We start from the raw sequence: 13,182 nt of genomic DNA on the forward strand, positions 1-13,182 counted from the left end.
GTAGTGCATACAACAGAACTGTTTAATGCTTCACGGTGATACGCGGTGGTGATGAGTTCGGACTTCCAGCCGAAAACGCTCAGTGACATCCCGCCCGAACGCCGGCCCTCGCTCGGGGAGGCGCTCCTGCCGATTCTCGGCGTCGTCGTCTTCCTCGGCGTCGGCTCCGGCTACCTCGGGCTCGCACCGCACGGCCCCCTCCTCTGGAGCATCGTCTTCGCCGGCCTGGTCGGCCTCGTCCGCCTCGACCTCACCTACGCCGACCTCTACGACGCCGTCTCCAACGGCCTCATCATGGGCCTTCAGGCGCTCCTCATCCTGTTCACCATCTACGCCCTCATCGCCACCTGGGTCAGCGCCGGCACCATCCCCGGCCTGATGTACTACGGCCTCGGCATCCTCACGCCCGAAGTCTTCCTCCCCGTCACCGCCCTGCTCGCCGCCGTCGTCGCGTTCTCCATCGGGAGTTCCTGGACGACCGCCGGCACGCTCGGCGTCGCCTTCATCGGCATCGGCTCCGGCCTCGGCATCCCCGCACCGATGACCGCCGGCGCGATTCTCTCCGGCGCGTACGCCGGCGACAAACAGAGCCCGCTCAGCGACACCACCAACCTCGCCGCCGCCGTCACCAACACCGACCTCTACGACCACATCGACGCGATGAAGGTCGGAACCGCGCTCGCGCTCGGCCTCTCCGTCCTCGTCTACGCCGTCCTCGGCCTCCGCGCCGGCGGCGCGATCCCCGCCGGACAGGTCGAGAGCATCCGCGGCGCGCTCGCCGGCACCTACACCACGAACCCGCTCGTCTTCCTCCCGCTCGTAGTCACGTTCGGCCTCGCGCTCTACGGCGTCCCCGCCCTCCCCACGCTCGTCACCGGCGTGTTCGCCGGCGCGTTCACCACCGTCCTCCTCCAGGGCGGACAGTTCACCACCGCCTGGAACGTCTTCCTCAACGGCACCGCGCCCGAAACCGGCGTCGAACTCGTGAACAGCCTGCTCGCCACCGGCGGCCTCTCCGGGTCCGCGTGGACCATCACCGTCGTCGTCCTCGCGCTCTCCCTCGGCGGCCTCCTCGAAGGCATGGGCGTGCTCGCCGTGCTCGCGAATGAACTCCTCGACCTCGTCTGGAGCGAGAACAGCCTCGTCGCCGGCACCGGCGTCGCCGCCATCGTGACGAACGTCTTCAGCGCCCAGCAGTACATGAGCATCGTCCTGCCCGGTGTCAGCCTCCGGAACGCCTACGAGGAGTACGACCTCGACTCCCGCAACCTCTCCCGGGCCGTCGAAGCCGCCGGCACCCCGACCGGCGCGCTCATCCCGTGGCACGCCGGCGCGGTCTACATGTCCGGCGTATTCGGCGTCCCCACCCTCACCGGCAGCATCGACCTCGCGAACCTCTCCGTCTCCATCGGCGGGTACGCGCCCTACTACGCGTTCGCCTTCCTCAGCCCGCTCATCCTGTTCGCCATGGCCGCGACCGGCTACGGATTCGTCGCGAAATCCGACACCTGAGGGGGAAGGTTAACGGTTCGCGGGGCCGAACAAAAAACCATGACCGACGACGTACTCGACGGTTTTCTCGCCGAAGCCGGCGAGCGCGACACGCTCCGCGTCGCGCTCCACTACGAGGGGGACGCACACGACATACTCTACAAGCGAGACGACATCACCGCCGAGTTCACCGACGAGGAGTTCGACGAGATGGTGAAGAACGTCATCCTCAAAGCGCTCGACGAAATCCCCGAACAAAGCGAGTTCAACCGCTGGGGGACGCTCGACGTGACCGCGCGCTGGTTCAACGAAGTCCTCATCGTCCAGATTCCGCTCGGCGACTGGGAGGGCGTCATCCTGAGCTTCGACCGCGACAAACTCGACGACTACGGCGAACTCGTCAACGCCCTCCTCAACTACGTGGACACGGAACTCCGCCCCGAAGAAGAACCGGACGACCCCGCCGAAGACCACTTCGCCTAGAGGCGCTCCCACTCCGTCGGCGTCCCCTCCAACCCGAGGACGCGCACCTCGATACCGCTGCCCTCCTCCGCGAACCGCGTCTGCACCATCCCGTCGAACAGCGGCGCGAACGTGTCGAACGCGGACTTCCCGTCCGTCTCCAGCACCGTCGCGCCGAACCAGCCGTGCTGTTGCACGCGTCCCGTGAGCACGTTCATGAACCGGAACACCCGCCGGGTGTCCGCGTACATCAACATCGTCGAGAGCGACGCCAACCCGAACCGAACCGGACGGTCTTCGTCGCTGAACTGCTTGAAGAACCCGGCCGCGCGGATTCCGATGTCGGTGAGGTCGCCCGGCGAGGAGACGTACCGGATGTTCTCCCGCTCCTGGTAGTCGCCCCCGCGCTCGCGCGTCACGCAGTCGATGACGCCCGCGCGGCCCTCTATGGTCGCCGTGCGAATCGGAGGGGACAGGTCGAGCAAGCGGTCGGCGCTGTCCCGCGTCGTCACTACGACCGCGCCTTCGCCCCGAGATATCCCGCTCTCAACGAGCGAACGGGCGATTTCGCGCTTCCGGGTCATCGCCGGGCCGCCGATGAGGAGGTTCGTCCCCTCGGGAACGCCGTCGATCGGAAGCGCCGAGCCCACATCGAACATCGAACTACCTAGTGGTTCGGGCCTAACCGTCAAAAGAATATCCGTCTACTCGCGGAGTTCGTCCGCGAGCTGTCGGGCCGCCCGACGCACCGCGTCGTCGCTCGACTCCGGCGGCTCCCAGCCGAGCGCGGACAGCTTCTCGATGGACAGCCGCATCTTCGGCACGTCACCCGTCCACCCGCGGTCGCCGCCCGTGTACTTGTACTCTGGGTCGCAGTCAAGCACGTCCGCGACGATGTCCGCGATGGTGTTCACGCTCGTCGTCGTCCGCGTCCCGAGGTTGTACGTGTTCAGGTCGTCGTCCGCGTGCTCCACGACGTGACACATCGCGTCCACGCAGTCCTCCACGTGCAGGTAGGACTTCTCCTGGCGGCCGTTCCCGAGGATTTCGAGGGAGTCCGGGTCGTCCAAGAGCTTCTCGATGAAGTCCGGGATGACGTTCCCGCGCTGGCGCGGGCCGACGATGTTCGCGAACCGGTACATCCAGGACTGGATGCCGTGGCTGTGCGCGTACGTCGACACCAGGCCTTCGTCCGCGAGCTTCGACGCGCCGTAGATGCTGATGGGTTCCAGGGGCGCGTAATCCTCCGGGGTCGGCATCGGCGCTTCCCCGTACACCGTCGAGGAGGACGTGAACGCGAGGCTGTCCACGCCGACCTCGTTCATGCGTTCGAGGACGTTGTACGTCATCTCGCCGTTCTCCTCGAACAGCTTCCGGGGGTTCGAGTAGTTCGTGTCCGTGTACGCCGCGAAGTGGAACACGATATCGACATCCTCGGTGATAACCTCGGCTACGTCGTCCGCGTCGCGGAGGTCAGCCTTCTCGAACGCGACGCCGTCGGGGACGCGGTCGCGCGTGCCCTTCGAGAGGTTGTCCACGGCGAGCACGTCGTTCTCGTCCGCGAGGTGGCCGGCGAGGTGGGAGCCGACCAGCCCGGCGGCCCCCGTGACGACGACTCGCTGTCCCGTGAGTTCCATACGCGGACTGTCGGCGGCCCGGAGAAGTGCCTTCTGGTTCAGCCGTCGCTCGGGCTTGCGTGGCGTTCGGCGACACGACGACCGGACGCGGGGGCGTGTCGCGCACTCCGAATCCGAGTCCCGCGCGGCGACGGCTACGTCACGCCACCCGCTGGCCCCGCTATCCGATTTGAACGTTCGGTTCCGAAACGCGTTACCCGGCGCGGCCGCTCCACCACGGTATGCAGGGAGAACGCGAAGTCGTCGTCTGCCGGTACGGCCACCGCCCCGGCCGCGACGACCGCATGACGACGCACGTGGGACTGACGGCGCGCGCGCTCGGCGCTGACCGCGTCGTCTTCCCCGGGAACGCCGGGCAGTCCGCCGACACCGTCCGCGACATCACCGGCCGCTTCGGCGGCCCGTTCGCCGTCGAACTCACGGACGAACAGGACGCCCTCATCCGTGACTGGGACGGCGACATCGTCCACCTCACCATGTACGGCGAACGCGTGCAGGACGTCCAGGACGAGATTCGGGAAGCGCACGCGGACGATGACTTGCTCGTCGTGGTCGGCGGGGAGAAAGTCCCGTTCACCGTCTACGACCACGCCGACTGGAACGTCGCCGTCACCAACCAACCCCACTCCGAAGTCGCCGGCCTCGCCGTCTTCCTCGACCGACTCTTCGACGGCCGCGAACTCGACCAGAACTGGGAGGGAGCCGAACGCCGCGTCATCCCCGAAGAAACCGGGAAGAACGTCGAACAGCTCGACGAGTAACACCCGGCTCACGCGTCACGTCGTTTCCGCGTTCGCGTGTTCCGCGGCGCTTCGCCGGCTCGCGGTTCGTTTCACTCTCCGCTCGCTCGTTCCGCGGCGCTTCGCGCCGCGTACCCGATGGTATTAAGGGTCGTTCGGCCCGGAGTTACACGCAAATGGCTTTTGAGGACTTACTCGACGACCCGGTGGTGCAGAAGTACCTCCACGAACTCGTCGGGCCGACGGGAATGCCGGTCGCGGCCGCGCCGCCGGACGGCGAGGTGACGGATGAGGAGCTCGCGGAACGCCTCGGACTGGAGTTGAACGACGTGCGACGCGCGCTCTTCATCCTCTACGAGAACGACCTCGCGACCTACCGCCGGGTGCGCGACGAGGACTCGGGCTGGCTCACCTACCTCTGGACGTTCGAGTACGACAACATCCCGGAGAACCTCGCGGAGGAGATGGACCGCCTCCTGGAGGCGCTGCGGGAGCGCCGCGAGTACGAACTGGAGAACGAGTTCTACCTCTGCGAGGTGGACTCCATCCGGTTCGAGTTCGGTGAGGCGATGGACTTCGGGTTCGAGTGCCCCGAGTGCGGGTCGCCCCTGGAGTCGATGGAGAACACGGACATGCTGGCGTCCATCGACGACCGAATCGACGCGCTCGAATCGGAGTTGAACGCGGCATAATGGTCGTCCTCGCAACCAAAGTGTACGTCGGCGGCGACGCCCGCGAACGCGCGCTCGACGGCCTGCGGTCGCTCATCCGGAACACGGTCGGCGACCTCGACGTGGAGTTCGAAGTCGGCGTGCGCCACGACGGCTTCCCGTCCGTGACGCTGTCCGGGCCGGACGAGGAAGTCGCGCGGAACGCCCTGCGCGAGGAGTGGGGCGTCATCACGCCCCAGTTCCGCGAGGGCGACACCTACACGGGCACGCTCGAATTCTGGGACGAGGACGGGTTCGTGCTCGACGCGGGCGAGGAAGTGCGGATTCCCGCGGACGAACTCGGGCTCGGCCCGGGGACGCCCGAGCAAATCCGGAAGCGCTTCGGTCTCGTCCAGCACGTCCCGCTCCGGTTCGTGTACGGCGAGCCGTGCTCGCTCGCGGAGGCGGAGCGCGACCGCCTGTTCGAGTGGACGCGCGGCACCGGCCGCGTGAACGTGAACAGCGCGACCCGCGGGGAGACGCGCGCGACGGTGAACCGCGCGGGTCACGCGCACGACATCGTCACGGTCGAACGCCTCGGCCTCCTCGAACAGAGCATCATCTGTCGCGAGGACACGGACGCGCCCGGCCTGCTCTCCAGCATCGGCGAATACCTGCCCGCCGAACTCCTCGCCGTCGTTCCATGAGGCGTCGCCTGGTCGCGGTGCTCGCGGTCGCTCTCCTCGCGGCCACCGCCGGCTGTGCGGGCATGGGGTTCTCCGGGGCGAGCGGCGAGGACGTCTCCTACGACTGGAACGCGTCCGCGGACGCCTCCATCGACGTGTCCACGGGCTCCTACCAGGCGGTCTACCGCGCGAACAACACCACGGAACTCTCGTTCTCGACGCCGACCGAACTCACGGGAGACCAGCCGGTCTCGCTCTCCGCCGTGAAGTTCCGGTACCCGAACGGGACGATAGTGAACGAGTCCGTGGTGGACGTCTCGGAGACGCGCTCCGAGACCGTCGTGTCGATTCCCGCCGCGGACGGCCAGTTGGCGTTCACCGCGCCCGCCAGTCAGCGCGGCGTCACCGTCTCCGCGCCCGTCGAGGGCTCCTACGAGGTCGTGCTCCCCGGCGGGATGGACGTCCTGATTCCCGTGCTCGGCCACGTCGACCCCGGCGACTACGAGCGCTCGACGGCGGACGGCCGCGTCCACCTCGCGTGGGAGTCCCTCGACGGCGGGCACGTCGAGGCGAGTTACTACTACCAGCAGGACGTCTACATCTTCGCGGGCGTCATCGTGCTCGCCGCCCTGGTGGGCGTGACGGGCGCGTTCTACCTCCGAAACCAGATTCGACGGCTCCGCCAGTACCGGGAGGACGCCGGCCTCGACGTCGAATAGCGTTTTTGTCGCCGGCGCACGTTCGTCCGGTATGAACGTCGGTATCGTCACCGTCGGCGACGAACTGCTCTCCGGCGAGACGGAGAACACGAACGCGTCCTGGCTCGGCCGCCGACTCGCGGAGCGCGGCGTCACCGTCCGCCGGACGGTCGTCGTGCCGGACGAGGTCGGGGAGATAGCGGGGGAGACTCGGGAGTTCGCGGAGCGCTACGACGCCGCCATCGTCACCGGGGGGCTGGGGCCGACGCACGACGACGTGACGATGGACGGGGTCGCGGCGGCGTTCGACCGCGACGTGGTCGAACACCCGGACGCGGTCGCGTGGTTCGCGGAGCGCGACGGCTACCACAACAGCGACCTCGCCGAGGGGACGACGTTCCTCCCGGAGGACGCGCGAGTCCTCCCGAACGAGGAGGGCGTCGCGCCGGGCGCGGTCGTGGAGAACGTCTACGTCCTCCCCGGCGTGCCCGCCGAGATGAAGGCGATGTTCGAGTCGGTCGAGAGCGAGTTCGAGGGCGAGCGCACGCACGTCGAGGTCGTGCACTCCGAACAGCCGGAGTCCGCGCTCGTGGACGCGCTGACCGAGGTACAGGAACAGTTCGACGTGACCGTCGGGAGTTATCCCGGCGACGGCGTTCGCATCCGCGTCGGAAGCCCCGACCCGGAGACCGCCGAGGCGGCGGCCGCGTGGCTCCGCGAGCGCGTCTAGCGCAGGATGGACGCGACCCACGCGACGACGAACAGGACGCCGACGGCGAGGACGGCGTAGCTCGCGAGGTCGATTGGCAGGCTGCCCGCGGTTTCGGCGACGAGTGCGTTCATACCCGGTTCTCTCGCCCCGCGGGCTTAGTGTTTTTCGAGTCGCCGCGACCCGTCCGCACTTTACGCACCCCCACATAACGGGGGTATGCGCACTATCGGAGTCGTCGTGAACCCCATCGCGGGCATGGGGGGACGCGTCGGCCTGAAGGGAACCGACGGCGTCGTGGAGGAAGCCCGCCGGAGGGGCGCGGAGCCACGCGCTCCCGGCCGCGCGCGGAAGGCGTTTCGAGCGCTCCGCGACGCCGACCCGGACGTTCGCGTGCTCGCGTACGGCGGCCGGATGGGCGCGGACGAGGCCCGGGACGCCGGGTTCGACCCCGAGATTGTCGGTACGCCCGCGGGCGACGAGACGACCGCCGCCGACACCCGCGCTGCGGTTGCGGCGTTCGTGGACGCGGACGCCGACCTCGTGCTGTTCGTCGGCGGGGACGGCACCGCCGTGGACATCGCGGAGACGCTGAACGACCTCGGCGCGGAGACGCCGATGCTCGGCGTTCCGGCGGGCGTGAAGGTGTACTCGTCGGTGTTCGCGGTGCGCCCGGAGGCCGCGGGCCGAATCGCGGCGTCCTTCGAGCGCACCGAGGGACGCGAGGTGAACGACATCGACGAGGACGCCTACCGCGAGGGCGAGGTGCGCGCCGAACTGAAGGCCGTCGTCGAGGTGCCGGTCGCGGAACAGCTCCAGTCGAGCAAACAGCTCGCGGGCGGCACCGTGGAGGCGCTCGCGGAGGGCGTGGCGGACGGCGTCGAGGAGGGCGTGACGTACGTGCTCGGCCCCGGGAGCACCGTCGGCGCGGTGAAGGAGGCGTTCGGCTTCTCGGGGTCGCCGCTCGGCGTGGACGTGTGGCGGGACGGCGAGGTGCTCGTCCGGGACGCGACCGAGGACGAGATTCTCGCGCACCTCGGCGAGGAGAACGTCGTCGTGGTGTCGCCCATCGGCGGGCAGGGGTTCGTGTTCGGGCGCGGAAACCACCAGATAAGTCCCGCGGTGATTCGGCGGAGCGAACTCGAGGTCGTCGCATCTCGGCGGAAGCTCGACGACATCGGCGCGCTCCGCGTGGACACGGGCGACGAGGACGTGGACGAGTCGCTCCGCGGCTGGACGCAGGTCAGGACGGGTCGCTTCGAGCGCCGCCTCGTCAAGGTCGTCTAAGGCCGTCCGTACGGATGCTGGGAGACCCACAGATATCCCGGGAATCCTAAGGTCAATATAAGGTTCGAGAGACAAGATTAAGTCCGATTGGTCACTCTCTTCTGGTATGGACACGCGAAAGGTTCAACGCCTCGGCCCCTCCACGCTCGCGATGACGCTGCCCGCGGAGTGGGCGCGCGCGCAGAACGTCGAGAAGGGCGAGGAGATAACGGTTCGAGAGAGCGGGAAGGGAACGCTCACCATCACGCCCGAGTCCGCCCGCGAGGAGGACACCGAAGCCACGATTCACGTCGAATCGTTCGCCGCCGACGCCCCCGACAGCGTTGACGCCGTCGAGCGCGCCATCGTCGGCCAGTACGTGCTCGGCCGGCGCATCATCCACGTCGAGAGCGACGGCGCGCTCGACTCCGCGCACATCAACGCCGTCTACAAGGCCGAAACCCAGCTCATGGGTCTCGGCGTCATCGAGGAGACGCCCGAACGCATCACCATCCGCTGTTCGGTCGACCCCGAGGACTTCGACCTCGACAACCTCCTCCAGCGCCTCGAAAACACCGGCAGTACGATGCGCGGCGAGGCCGTGAAGGCGCTCGCGCACGGCAACCCCGACATCGCCCAGCGCGCGCTCAACCGCGAACGCCAGGCGAACAAGATCTTCGTCCTCTGCCTCCGTCTCATCTTCACCGCCTACCAGAACCCGAACCTCGCGCGCGCCGTCGGACTGGACGGCGGGTTCCCCCTCATCGGCTACCGGAGCGTCGTGAAGAACCTCGAACTCACCGCCGACAACGCCGAAGACATCGCCGAAATCGTCCTCGAAACCGAGGGGCACACGCTCGACATCGACTCGAAGATACTTCGCCGCATCCGCGAGTTCACCGACCAGGTCGACGAGATAACGAAACTCTCCGTCGACGCGGTCGTGAACCGCGACTACGACGCCACCGTCGAGGTTCGCAAGCTCTTCAAGGACATCGAAGACCGCGAGGACGACATCCTCGCCGACCTCCCCGAGATGGAGAACGAGAAACTCCTCCGCGTCCGCGAAGTCCTCGTGAGCCTCCAGCAGACCGCGCAGTACGCGATGCGGAACGCCGAAATCGCCGCGAACCTCGCGCTCAACGAGCAGTCCGACCACACCACCATCAACTGAGTTTTCTCGCGCGTATCGGACTCCGACTCTCCAGTTCGCACGCGAACCCCGGGTGCTCCGCGAAGTGCCGCACCAGCATGTGGCGTCGCGACCCCGTCAACCCCGCTTTCGAGAGGTCGTCGGCGTCGAACGTCTCGGGGAGGCGGTCGAACAACCGCCGCACCTCGTCGAACGTCTCGAACACCGCCGAGTTCCCCGTTGAGTCCGCGTTCCGGCGTTCCACGACGTAACTCCCGTCCTCGCGGTGGACGCAGGCGGTGCGGAAGAAGGATTCGCGCCGCGTGAGGGCGTCCCCGACGCCGGTCTTCAGTTCCTTCGCGGCGTCCCGGGAGAGTTCGAGCGTCTCGTCACCTATCGTGACGACGACCGATTCGCCCTCGCCGTCGACTGAAATCTCGTCACGCGCGGAGAACGCGACCAGGAGACTGAGTACTCCGTGCCATACTCGACACACGGGCCTCCTCGCTCATAAACGTACCTCCCTGACTGACCGAGAGAATCCCGTCGTCCTCGGTCGTGGTTCCCGCCGTCGTCGTTCCGCCGTCGCTCGTCGTCGTGGTCGTGTCGCCGTCGAGCACGCCGCCATCGTCCGTCGTCGTTCCGTCCTCGGTGGTCGTTCCGGCAGTCGTCGTCCCGTCACTCGTGGTCGTGTCGTCGCTCGTCGTCGTGGTGGCGTCGTCGCTCGTGTCGTTCCCGGGGTCGTCCCGGAAGATGTTCGTCTCGATGGTGCGGGTGTACGTGAGGTCGCGGAGCGGGATGCGCATCGCGCTCGCGCCCTCCACGGGCGGTTCGATGACCGCGTAGAAGTCGATGGTGAGGTTCGTCACCTGGTCGTTCCGGAGGTGGGACACCCACCACTCGTCGAGGCGCTGGTTCCGGATGGCCGTCGTCGCCTCCACCTCCTTCGACGCGTGCGGCGGCACGACGACGCCCTTGTCGAGTTCACCGCTCCCGACGGAGATGTCGTTCATCGTGATGTTGTACCCGATTTTGGAGACGCCGAGCGGAGCGTCCTTCGGGTTGTGAACGAGGAACTCCATGTCGATGGGGGTCTCCGCGGACGACACCTCGCCCCAGGAGGCGTTCGTGCGATTCACGTAGAACAGGGGGTCGTCCACGAGCACGCTCCCCGAGTTTACGGCGCGCGTCTCGCTCGAATTGAACTGGCTGATGATGTCCGTCGAAATCGTCTGTCCGCCGGTCTGATAGTTGAACGTGCGGCCGAGCAGTCCGGAGTGCACGTCCGCGTTCACGACGAGCGACGTGGTCTCCTCGTTCCGGATGTGCGTCACCCACCAGTCCGGAATCCGGTCGTTTTGCAAGTATGTCGTGAGATTGATCGACGTGTTCCCGGTGTCGATGTCGAACCCGGACTTCGACCCCGTCGCCACCGTCACGTCGTTCATCAGCACGCTGTAGTTCACGGTCGTGTCGCCGAGCCGAATCCCGATTGGGTTCGGGTTGTGCACGACGAGTTCGGTGTTCACTGCCGTCGTGTCGTTCGTGACCTCCCCGAAGCCGTTGTCCATCGAGGCCACGCTCGGCACGCCGACGACACCCGTCACGACCGCGCCCCCCGCCACGACGCCCAGGCCGAGAACGACGGTGAGCGCGACGCGGATAGTGCTCCCGAACAACAGCGAACGAACGTCCATACGTCGTGAACGAACGTCCCGTGGTTAATCGTTGTCGGCCGCCATGGAAGTGATTAAGTTACTCGCACGGGACGACTCGCGTATGGCAACCGAAACTGACGCGAGCATCGGCGGCGGCGTGCTCCTCGGCGCGCTCAGCGTCGCCGGCGCGCTCGGAATGTACGTCGCGCAGAGCCAGGCGAACACCGCGTACGCGTTCGCCGCCGCAGTCACCCTCGGCGTCCTCGCCGTCGGCGCGTTCCACGTCTACGACTGACGCCGCAGGGCGATGCGTTTTTGCGGGTACTCCCACAACCACCGGGTATGCCCACGACATCGAAGACCGACCGCGTCCTCTCGTTCCTGTTCAGTCCAGTCAGCTCCGACGACCCCTTCATGACGCTCGTCGGCCTGATGCTGTTCACGGCGATGCTGTTCCTCTTCCTCCCCCTCCTCCCCGTCCTCGCCGCGCTCTGGGTGCTGGACGAGGTGCTCGGCACTCCCGGCGCGGAGTAATCAGCAGAACCATTAAGCGCTCGAAACGCATACCCTGTCGCTAATGGCCGACTACACCGAGGAGGAGCGCGAAATCGTGAACTACCTCCGGGAGAGCGTGGCCACCGGCGAGCGGTACTTCCGCGCGAAGACCATCGCGGACGCCATCGGTCTCACCGCGAAACAGGTGGGCGTGCGACTGCCGCGGCTCGCGGAGAAGTCGGAGGACGTGGACATCGAGAAGTGGGGGCGGTCGCGCTCGACCACGTGGAAGGTCGAACCGCAGTAATCGGCGGGTTTTTCTCTCGACCGCTCGACGTGGGCGTATGACCGTACGTGTCGAGCGGACGTTCGACCTCGACGCGCCGCCGGAGGACGTGTGGGCGTTCATCGCCGACCCGACGCGCCGCGCGAGCGCCATCAGCGTCGTGGACTCCTTCGAGCAGGACGGCGACGTGACGACGTGGCACGTCCGCGTCCCCGTGGTGAACCGCACGATTCCCGTCGAGACCCGGGACGTGGAGCGCGAGGACGGCGAGTACGTGAAGTTCGTCGGGAAGTCCAAGGTGCTCCGCGTCACCGGCGAGCACCGCATCGAACCCCGGGAGTGCGGGGGGACGCGGCTCCACAACGAGTTCGTGGTGGACGGCCGATTGCCCGGCGTCGAACGGTTCTTCAAGCGGAACCTCGACGAGGAACTGGACAACCTCCGGCGGCGACTGGACGAATGAGACTCGCGCTCGCCCAACTGGAGGTCGAGGCCGCGGCCGTGGACGCGAACACCGACCGCGCCGTCACCGCCATCGAAACCGCCGCAGGCGAGGGCGCAGACCTCGTCGCGCTCCCCGAAATCTTCAACGTGGGGTACTTCGCGTTCGACGCCTACCAGCGCGAGGCCGAAGCCCTCGACGGCCCGACGCTCACCCGGATTCGGGACGCGGCGCGCGAGAACGACGTGGCCGTGCTCGCCGGGAGCGTCGTCGAGGACCTCGCCGCGACCGACGGCGGCCCCGCCGACGAGGGGCTGGCGAACACGAGCGTCCTCTTCGACTCGTCGGGCGACCGCCTGCTCGCGTACCGGAAACACCACCTGTTCGGCTACGAGTCCGCCGAAGCCCGCATGCTCGTCCCCGGCGAGGACGTGCCGACCGCCGACCTCGACGGCTTCACGGTCGGCGTCACCACCTGTTACGACCTCCGCTTCCCCGAACTCTACCGCGACCTCGCGGACGCCGGCGTCGATCTCGTGCTCGTCCCGAGCGCGTGGCCCTACCCCCGCGTCGAACATTGGAAGACGCTCCCGCGCGCCCGCGCCATCGAGAACCTCGCGTACGTCGCCACCATCAACGGCAGCGGCAGTTTCGAGGACGCCACGCTTCTCGGGCGCTCCACCGTCTACGACCCCTGGGGAACCCCGATAGCCACCACCGACGACGACCCCGACATCGTCACCGCCGACGTGTCGAGCGACCACGTCGCGGAGACCCGCGCGGAGTTTCCCGCCCTCCGCGACCGCCGCCGGTAAACAACCTTATACGGG

The 13,182-nt window shown here is 67.5% G+C and carries 18 protein-coding genes; 14 read left to right on the forward strand and 4 right to left on the reverse strand.

The features are described 5' to 3' along the window. The first annotated feature begins 48 nt into the window (after positions 1 to 48). Both arcD and LI334_RS05980 read left to right on the forward strand, forming a co-directional pair. The gene (gene arcD / locus LI334_RS05975) at positions 49 to 1,512 is read left to right on the forward strand and encodes an arginine/ornithine antiporter ArcD (protein WP_406675871.1); all 1,464 of its coding nucleotides are present in this window, start codon (positions 49 to 51) and stop codon (positions 1,510 to 1,512) included. A 39-nt stretch (positions 1,513 to 1,551) separates the two neighbouring features. Next, a complete protein-coding gene (locus LI334_RS05980; RefSeq protein ID WP_227262259.1) occupies positions 1,552 to 1,974 on the forward strand; it encodes a hypothetical protein in 423 nt (140 codons plus the stop codon). Here the strand turns inward: LI334_RS05980 and LI334_RS05985 are convergent. Then, positions 1,971 to 2,612 carry an RAD55 family ATPase gene (locus tag LI334_RS05985; protein WP_227262260.1) on the reverse strand — a complete coding sequence of 214 codons (642 nt, stop codon included), beginning with the start codon at positions 2,610 to 2,612 and terminating at the stop codon, positions 1,971 to 1,973. The genes LI334_RS05980 and LI334_RS05985 overlap by 4 nt on opposite strands. Positions 2,613 to 2,657: 45 nt before the next feature. Continuing rightward, positions 2,658 to 3,590, reverse strand: a complete 933-nt coding sequence (locus tag LI334_RS05990) for an NAD-dependent epimerase/dehydratase family protein (RefSeq protein ID WP_227262261.1) — start codon at positions 3,588 to 3,590, stop codon at positions 2,658 to 2,660. A 221-nt stretch (positions 3,591 to 3,811) separates the two neighbouring features. Here LI334_RS05990 and LI334_RS05995 point away from each other — a divergent pair, with 221 nt between their 5' ends. The 7 genes from LI334_RS05995 to LI334_RS06025 all read left to right on the forward strand — a co-directional run bounded on the left by LI334_RS05995 (position 3,812) and on the right by LI334_RS06025 (position 9,513). Further along, positions 3,812 to 4,351 carry a tRNA (cytidine(56)-2'-O)-methyltransferase gene (locus LI334_RS05995; protein ID WP_227262262.1) on the forward strand — a complete coding sequence of 180 codons (540 nt, stop codon included), beginning with the start codon at positions 3,812 to 3,814 and terminating at the stop codon, positions 4,349 to 4,351. A 155-nt stretch (positions 4,352 to 4,506) separates the two neighbouring features. Next, positions 4,507 to 5,022: a transcription factor gene (locus LI334_RS06000; RefSeq protein ID WP_227262263.1), complete on the forward strand. Its 516-nt coding sequence runs from the start codon at positions 4,507 to 4,509 to the stop codon at positions 5,020 to 5,022. Further along, the gene (locus tag LI334_RS06005; RefSeq protein WP_227262264.1) at positions 5,022 to 5,687 is read left to right on the forward strand and encodes a DUF2110 family protein; all 666 of its coding nucleotides are present in this window, start codon (positions 5,022 to 5,024) and stop codon (positions 5,685 to 5,687) included. The genes LI334_RS06000 and LI334_RS06005 overlap by 1 nt, the downstream gene beginning before the upstream one ends. Beyond that, positions 5,684 to 6,385: a DUF5803 family protein gene (locus LI334_RS06010; protein WP_227262265.1), complete on the forward strand. Its 702-nt coding sequence runs from the start codon at positions 5,684 to 5,686 to the stop codon at positions 6,383 to 6,385. Before LI334_RS06005 ends, LI334_RS06010 begins: the two co-directional genes overlap by 4 nt. A 31-nt stretch (positions 6,386 to 6,416) precedes the next feature. After that, the gene (locus tag LI334_RS06015; RefSeq protein ID WP_227262266.1) at positions 6,417 to 7,094 is read left to right on the forward strand and encodes a competence/damage-inducible protein A; all 678 of its coding nucleotides are present in this window, start codon (positions 6,417 to 6,419) and stop codon (positions 7,092 to 7,094) included. Positions 7,095 to 7,292: 198 nt separating this feature from the next. Next, positions 7,293 to 8,360, forward strand: coding sequence for an ATP-NAD kinase family protein (locus tag LI334_RS06020; protein ID WP_227262267.1), 1,068 nt, complete (start codon positions 7,293 to 7,295; stop codon positions 8,358 to 8,360). 106 nt (positions 8,361 to 8,466) lie between these two features. Beyond that, positions 8,467 to 9,513 carry a phosphate uptake regulator PhoU gene (locus LI334_RS06025; RefSeq protein WP_227262268.1) on the forward strand — a complete coding sequence of 349 codons (1,047 nt, stop codon included), beginning with the start codon at positions 8,467 to 8,469 and terminating at the stop codon, positions 9,511 to 9,513. On the opposite strand, the gene LI334_RS06030 is transcribed toward LI334_RS06025, so the two are convergent. Both LI334_RS06030 and LI334_RS06035 read right to left on the reverse strand, forming a co-directional pair. Continuing rightward, entirely contained in the window at positions 9,506 to 9,907 is a 402-nt protein-coding gene (locus tag LI334_RS06030; protein WP_406675872.1) for a DUF7528 family protein, read from the reverse strand. The genes LI334_RS06025 and LI334_RS06030 overlap by 8 nt on opposite strands. A 4-nt stretch (positions 9,908 to 9,911) precedes the next feature. Continuing rightward, the gene (locus tag LI334_RS06035) at positions 9,912 to 11,168 is read right to left on the reverse strand and encodes an LEA type 2 family protein (protein WP_227262270.1); all 1,257 of its coding nucleotides are present in this window, start codon (positions 11,166 to 11,168) and stop codon (positions 9,912 to 9,914) included. A gap of 82 nt (positions 11,169 to 11,250) precedes the next feature. Between LI334_RS06035 and LI334_RS06040 the strand changes: the two genes are divergently transcribed. The 5 genes from LI334_RS06040 to LI334_RS06060 are packed head-to-tail and all read left to right on the forward strand — an operon-like array spanning position 11,251 to position 13,167. Then, positions 11,251 to 11,424, forward strand: coding sequence for a DUF7525 family protein (locus tag LI334_RS06040; protein WP_227262271.1), 174 nt, complete (start codon positions 11,251 to 11,253; stop codon positions 11,422 to 11,424). A gap of 47 nt (positions 11,425 to 11,471) precedes the next feature. After that, positions 11,472 to 11,663, forward strand: coding sequence for a DUF7535 family protein (locus LI334_RS06045; protein WP_227262272.1), 192 nt, complete (start codon positions 11,472 to 11,474; stop codon positions 11,661 to 11,663). A gap of 43 nt (positions 11,664 to 11,706) precedes the next feature. Further along, the gene (locus LI334_RS06050) at positions 11,707 to 11,931 is read left to right on the forward strand and encodes a DUF7123 family protein (RefSeq protein WP_227262273.1); all 225 of its coding nucleotides are present in this window, start codon (positions 11,707 to 11,709) and stop codon (positions 11,929 to 11,931) included. A 37-nt stretch (positions 11,932 to 11,968) separates the two neighbouring features. Next, complete coding sequence (locus tag LI334_RS06055) at positions 11,969 to 12,373, forward strand: SRPBCC family protein (RefSeq protein ID WP_227262274.1); 405 nt, start codon at positions 11,969 to 11,971, stop codon at positions 12,371 to 12,373. Next, positions 12,370 to 13,167: a carbon-nitrogen family hydrolase gene (locus LI334_RS06060; RefSeq protein WP_227262275.1), complete on the forward strand. Its 798-nt coding sequence runs from the start codon at positions 12,370 to 12,372 to the stop codon at positions 13,165 to 13,167. The genes LI334_RS06055 and LI334_RS06060 overlap by 4 nt, the downstream gene beginning before the upstream one ends. The last annotated feature ends 15 nt before the right edge of the window (positions 13,168 to 13,182 follow it).

Origin of the sequence: Salarchaeum japonicum, from assembly GCF_020614395.1 — an archaeon.
In the GTDB taxonomy this organism is placed as follows: Archaea; Halobacteriota; Halobacteria; order Halobacteriales; family Halobacteriaceae; genus Salarchaeum; species Salarchaeum japonicum.

What these genes read in the sequence shown, in the direction of transcription:
- LI334_RS05990 (WP_227262261.1), bottom strand. Translation starts at nt 3,590, where the DNA reads ATGGAACTCACGGGACAGCGAGTCGTCGTCACGGGGGCCGCCGGGCTG.
- LI334_RS06020 (WP_227262267.1), top strand. Translation starts at nt 7,293, where the DNA reads ATGCGCACTATCGGAGTCGTCGTGAACCCCATCGCGGGCATGGGGGGA.
- LI334_RS06045 (WP_227262272.1), top strand. Translation starts at nt 11,472, where the DNA reads ATGCCCACGACATCGAAGACCGACCGCGTCCTCTCGTTCCTGTTCAGT.
- LI334_RS05980 (WP_227262259.1), top strand. Translation starts at nt 1,552, where the DNA reads ATGACCGACGACGTACTCGACGGTTTTCTCGCCGAAGCCGGCGAGCGC.
- LI334_RS06005 (WP_227262264.1), top strand. Translation starts at nt 5,022, where the DNA reads ATGGTCGTCCTCGCAACCAAAGTGTACGTCGGCGGCGACGCCCGCGAA.
- LI334_RS06025 (WP_227262268.1), top strand. Translation starts at nt 8,467, where the DNA reads ATGGACACGCGAAAGGTTCAACGCCTCGGCCCCTCCACGCTCGCGATG.
- LI334_RS06055 (WP_227262274.1), top strand. Translation starts at nt 11,969, where the DNA reads ATGACCGTACGTGTCGAGCGGACGTTCGACCTCGACGCGCCGCCGGAG.
- LI334_RS05995 (WP_227262262.1), top strand. Translation starts at nt 3,812, where the DNA reads ATGCAGGGAGAACGCGAAGTCGTCGTCTGCCGGTACGGCCACCGCCCC.
- LI334_RS05985 (WP_227262260.1), bottom strand. Translation starts at nt 2,612, where the DNA reads ATGTTCGATGTGGGCTCGGCGCTTCCGATCGACGGCGTTCCCGAGGGG.
- LI334_RS06015 (WP_227262266.1), top strand. Translation starts at nt 6,417, where the DNA reads ATGAACGTCGGTATCGTCACCGTCGGCGACGAACTGCTCTCCGGCGAG.
- LI334_RS06035 (WP_227262270.1), bottom strand. Translation starts at nt 11,168, where the DNA reads ATGGACGTTCGTTCGCTGTTGTTCGGGAGCACTATCCGCGTCGCGCTC.
- LI334_RS06040 (WP_227262271.1), top strand. Translation starts at nt 11,251, where the DNA reads ATGGCAACCGAAACTGACGCGAGCATCGGCGGCGGCGTGCTCCTCGGC.
- LI334_RS06050 (WP_227262273.1), top strand. Translation starts at nt 11,707, where the DNA reads ATGGCCGACTACACCGAGGAGGAGCGCGAAATCGTGAACTACCTCCGG.
- LI334_RS06010 (WP_227262265.1), top strand. Translation starts at nt 5,684, where the DNA reads ATGAGGCGTCGCCTGGTCGCGGTGCTCGCGGTCGCTCTCCTCGCGGCC.
- LI334_RS06060 (WP_227262275.1), top strand. Translation starts at nt 12,370, where the DNA reads ATGAGACTCGCGCTCGCCCAACTGGAGGTCGAGGCCGCGGCCGTGGAC.
- LI334_RS06000 (WP_227262263.1), top strand. Translation starts at nt 4,507, where the DNA reads ATGGCTTTTGAGGACTTACTCGACGACCCGGTGGTGCAGAAGTACCTC.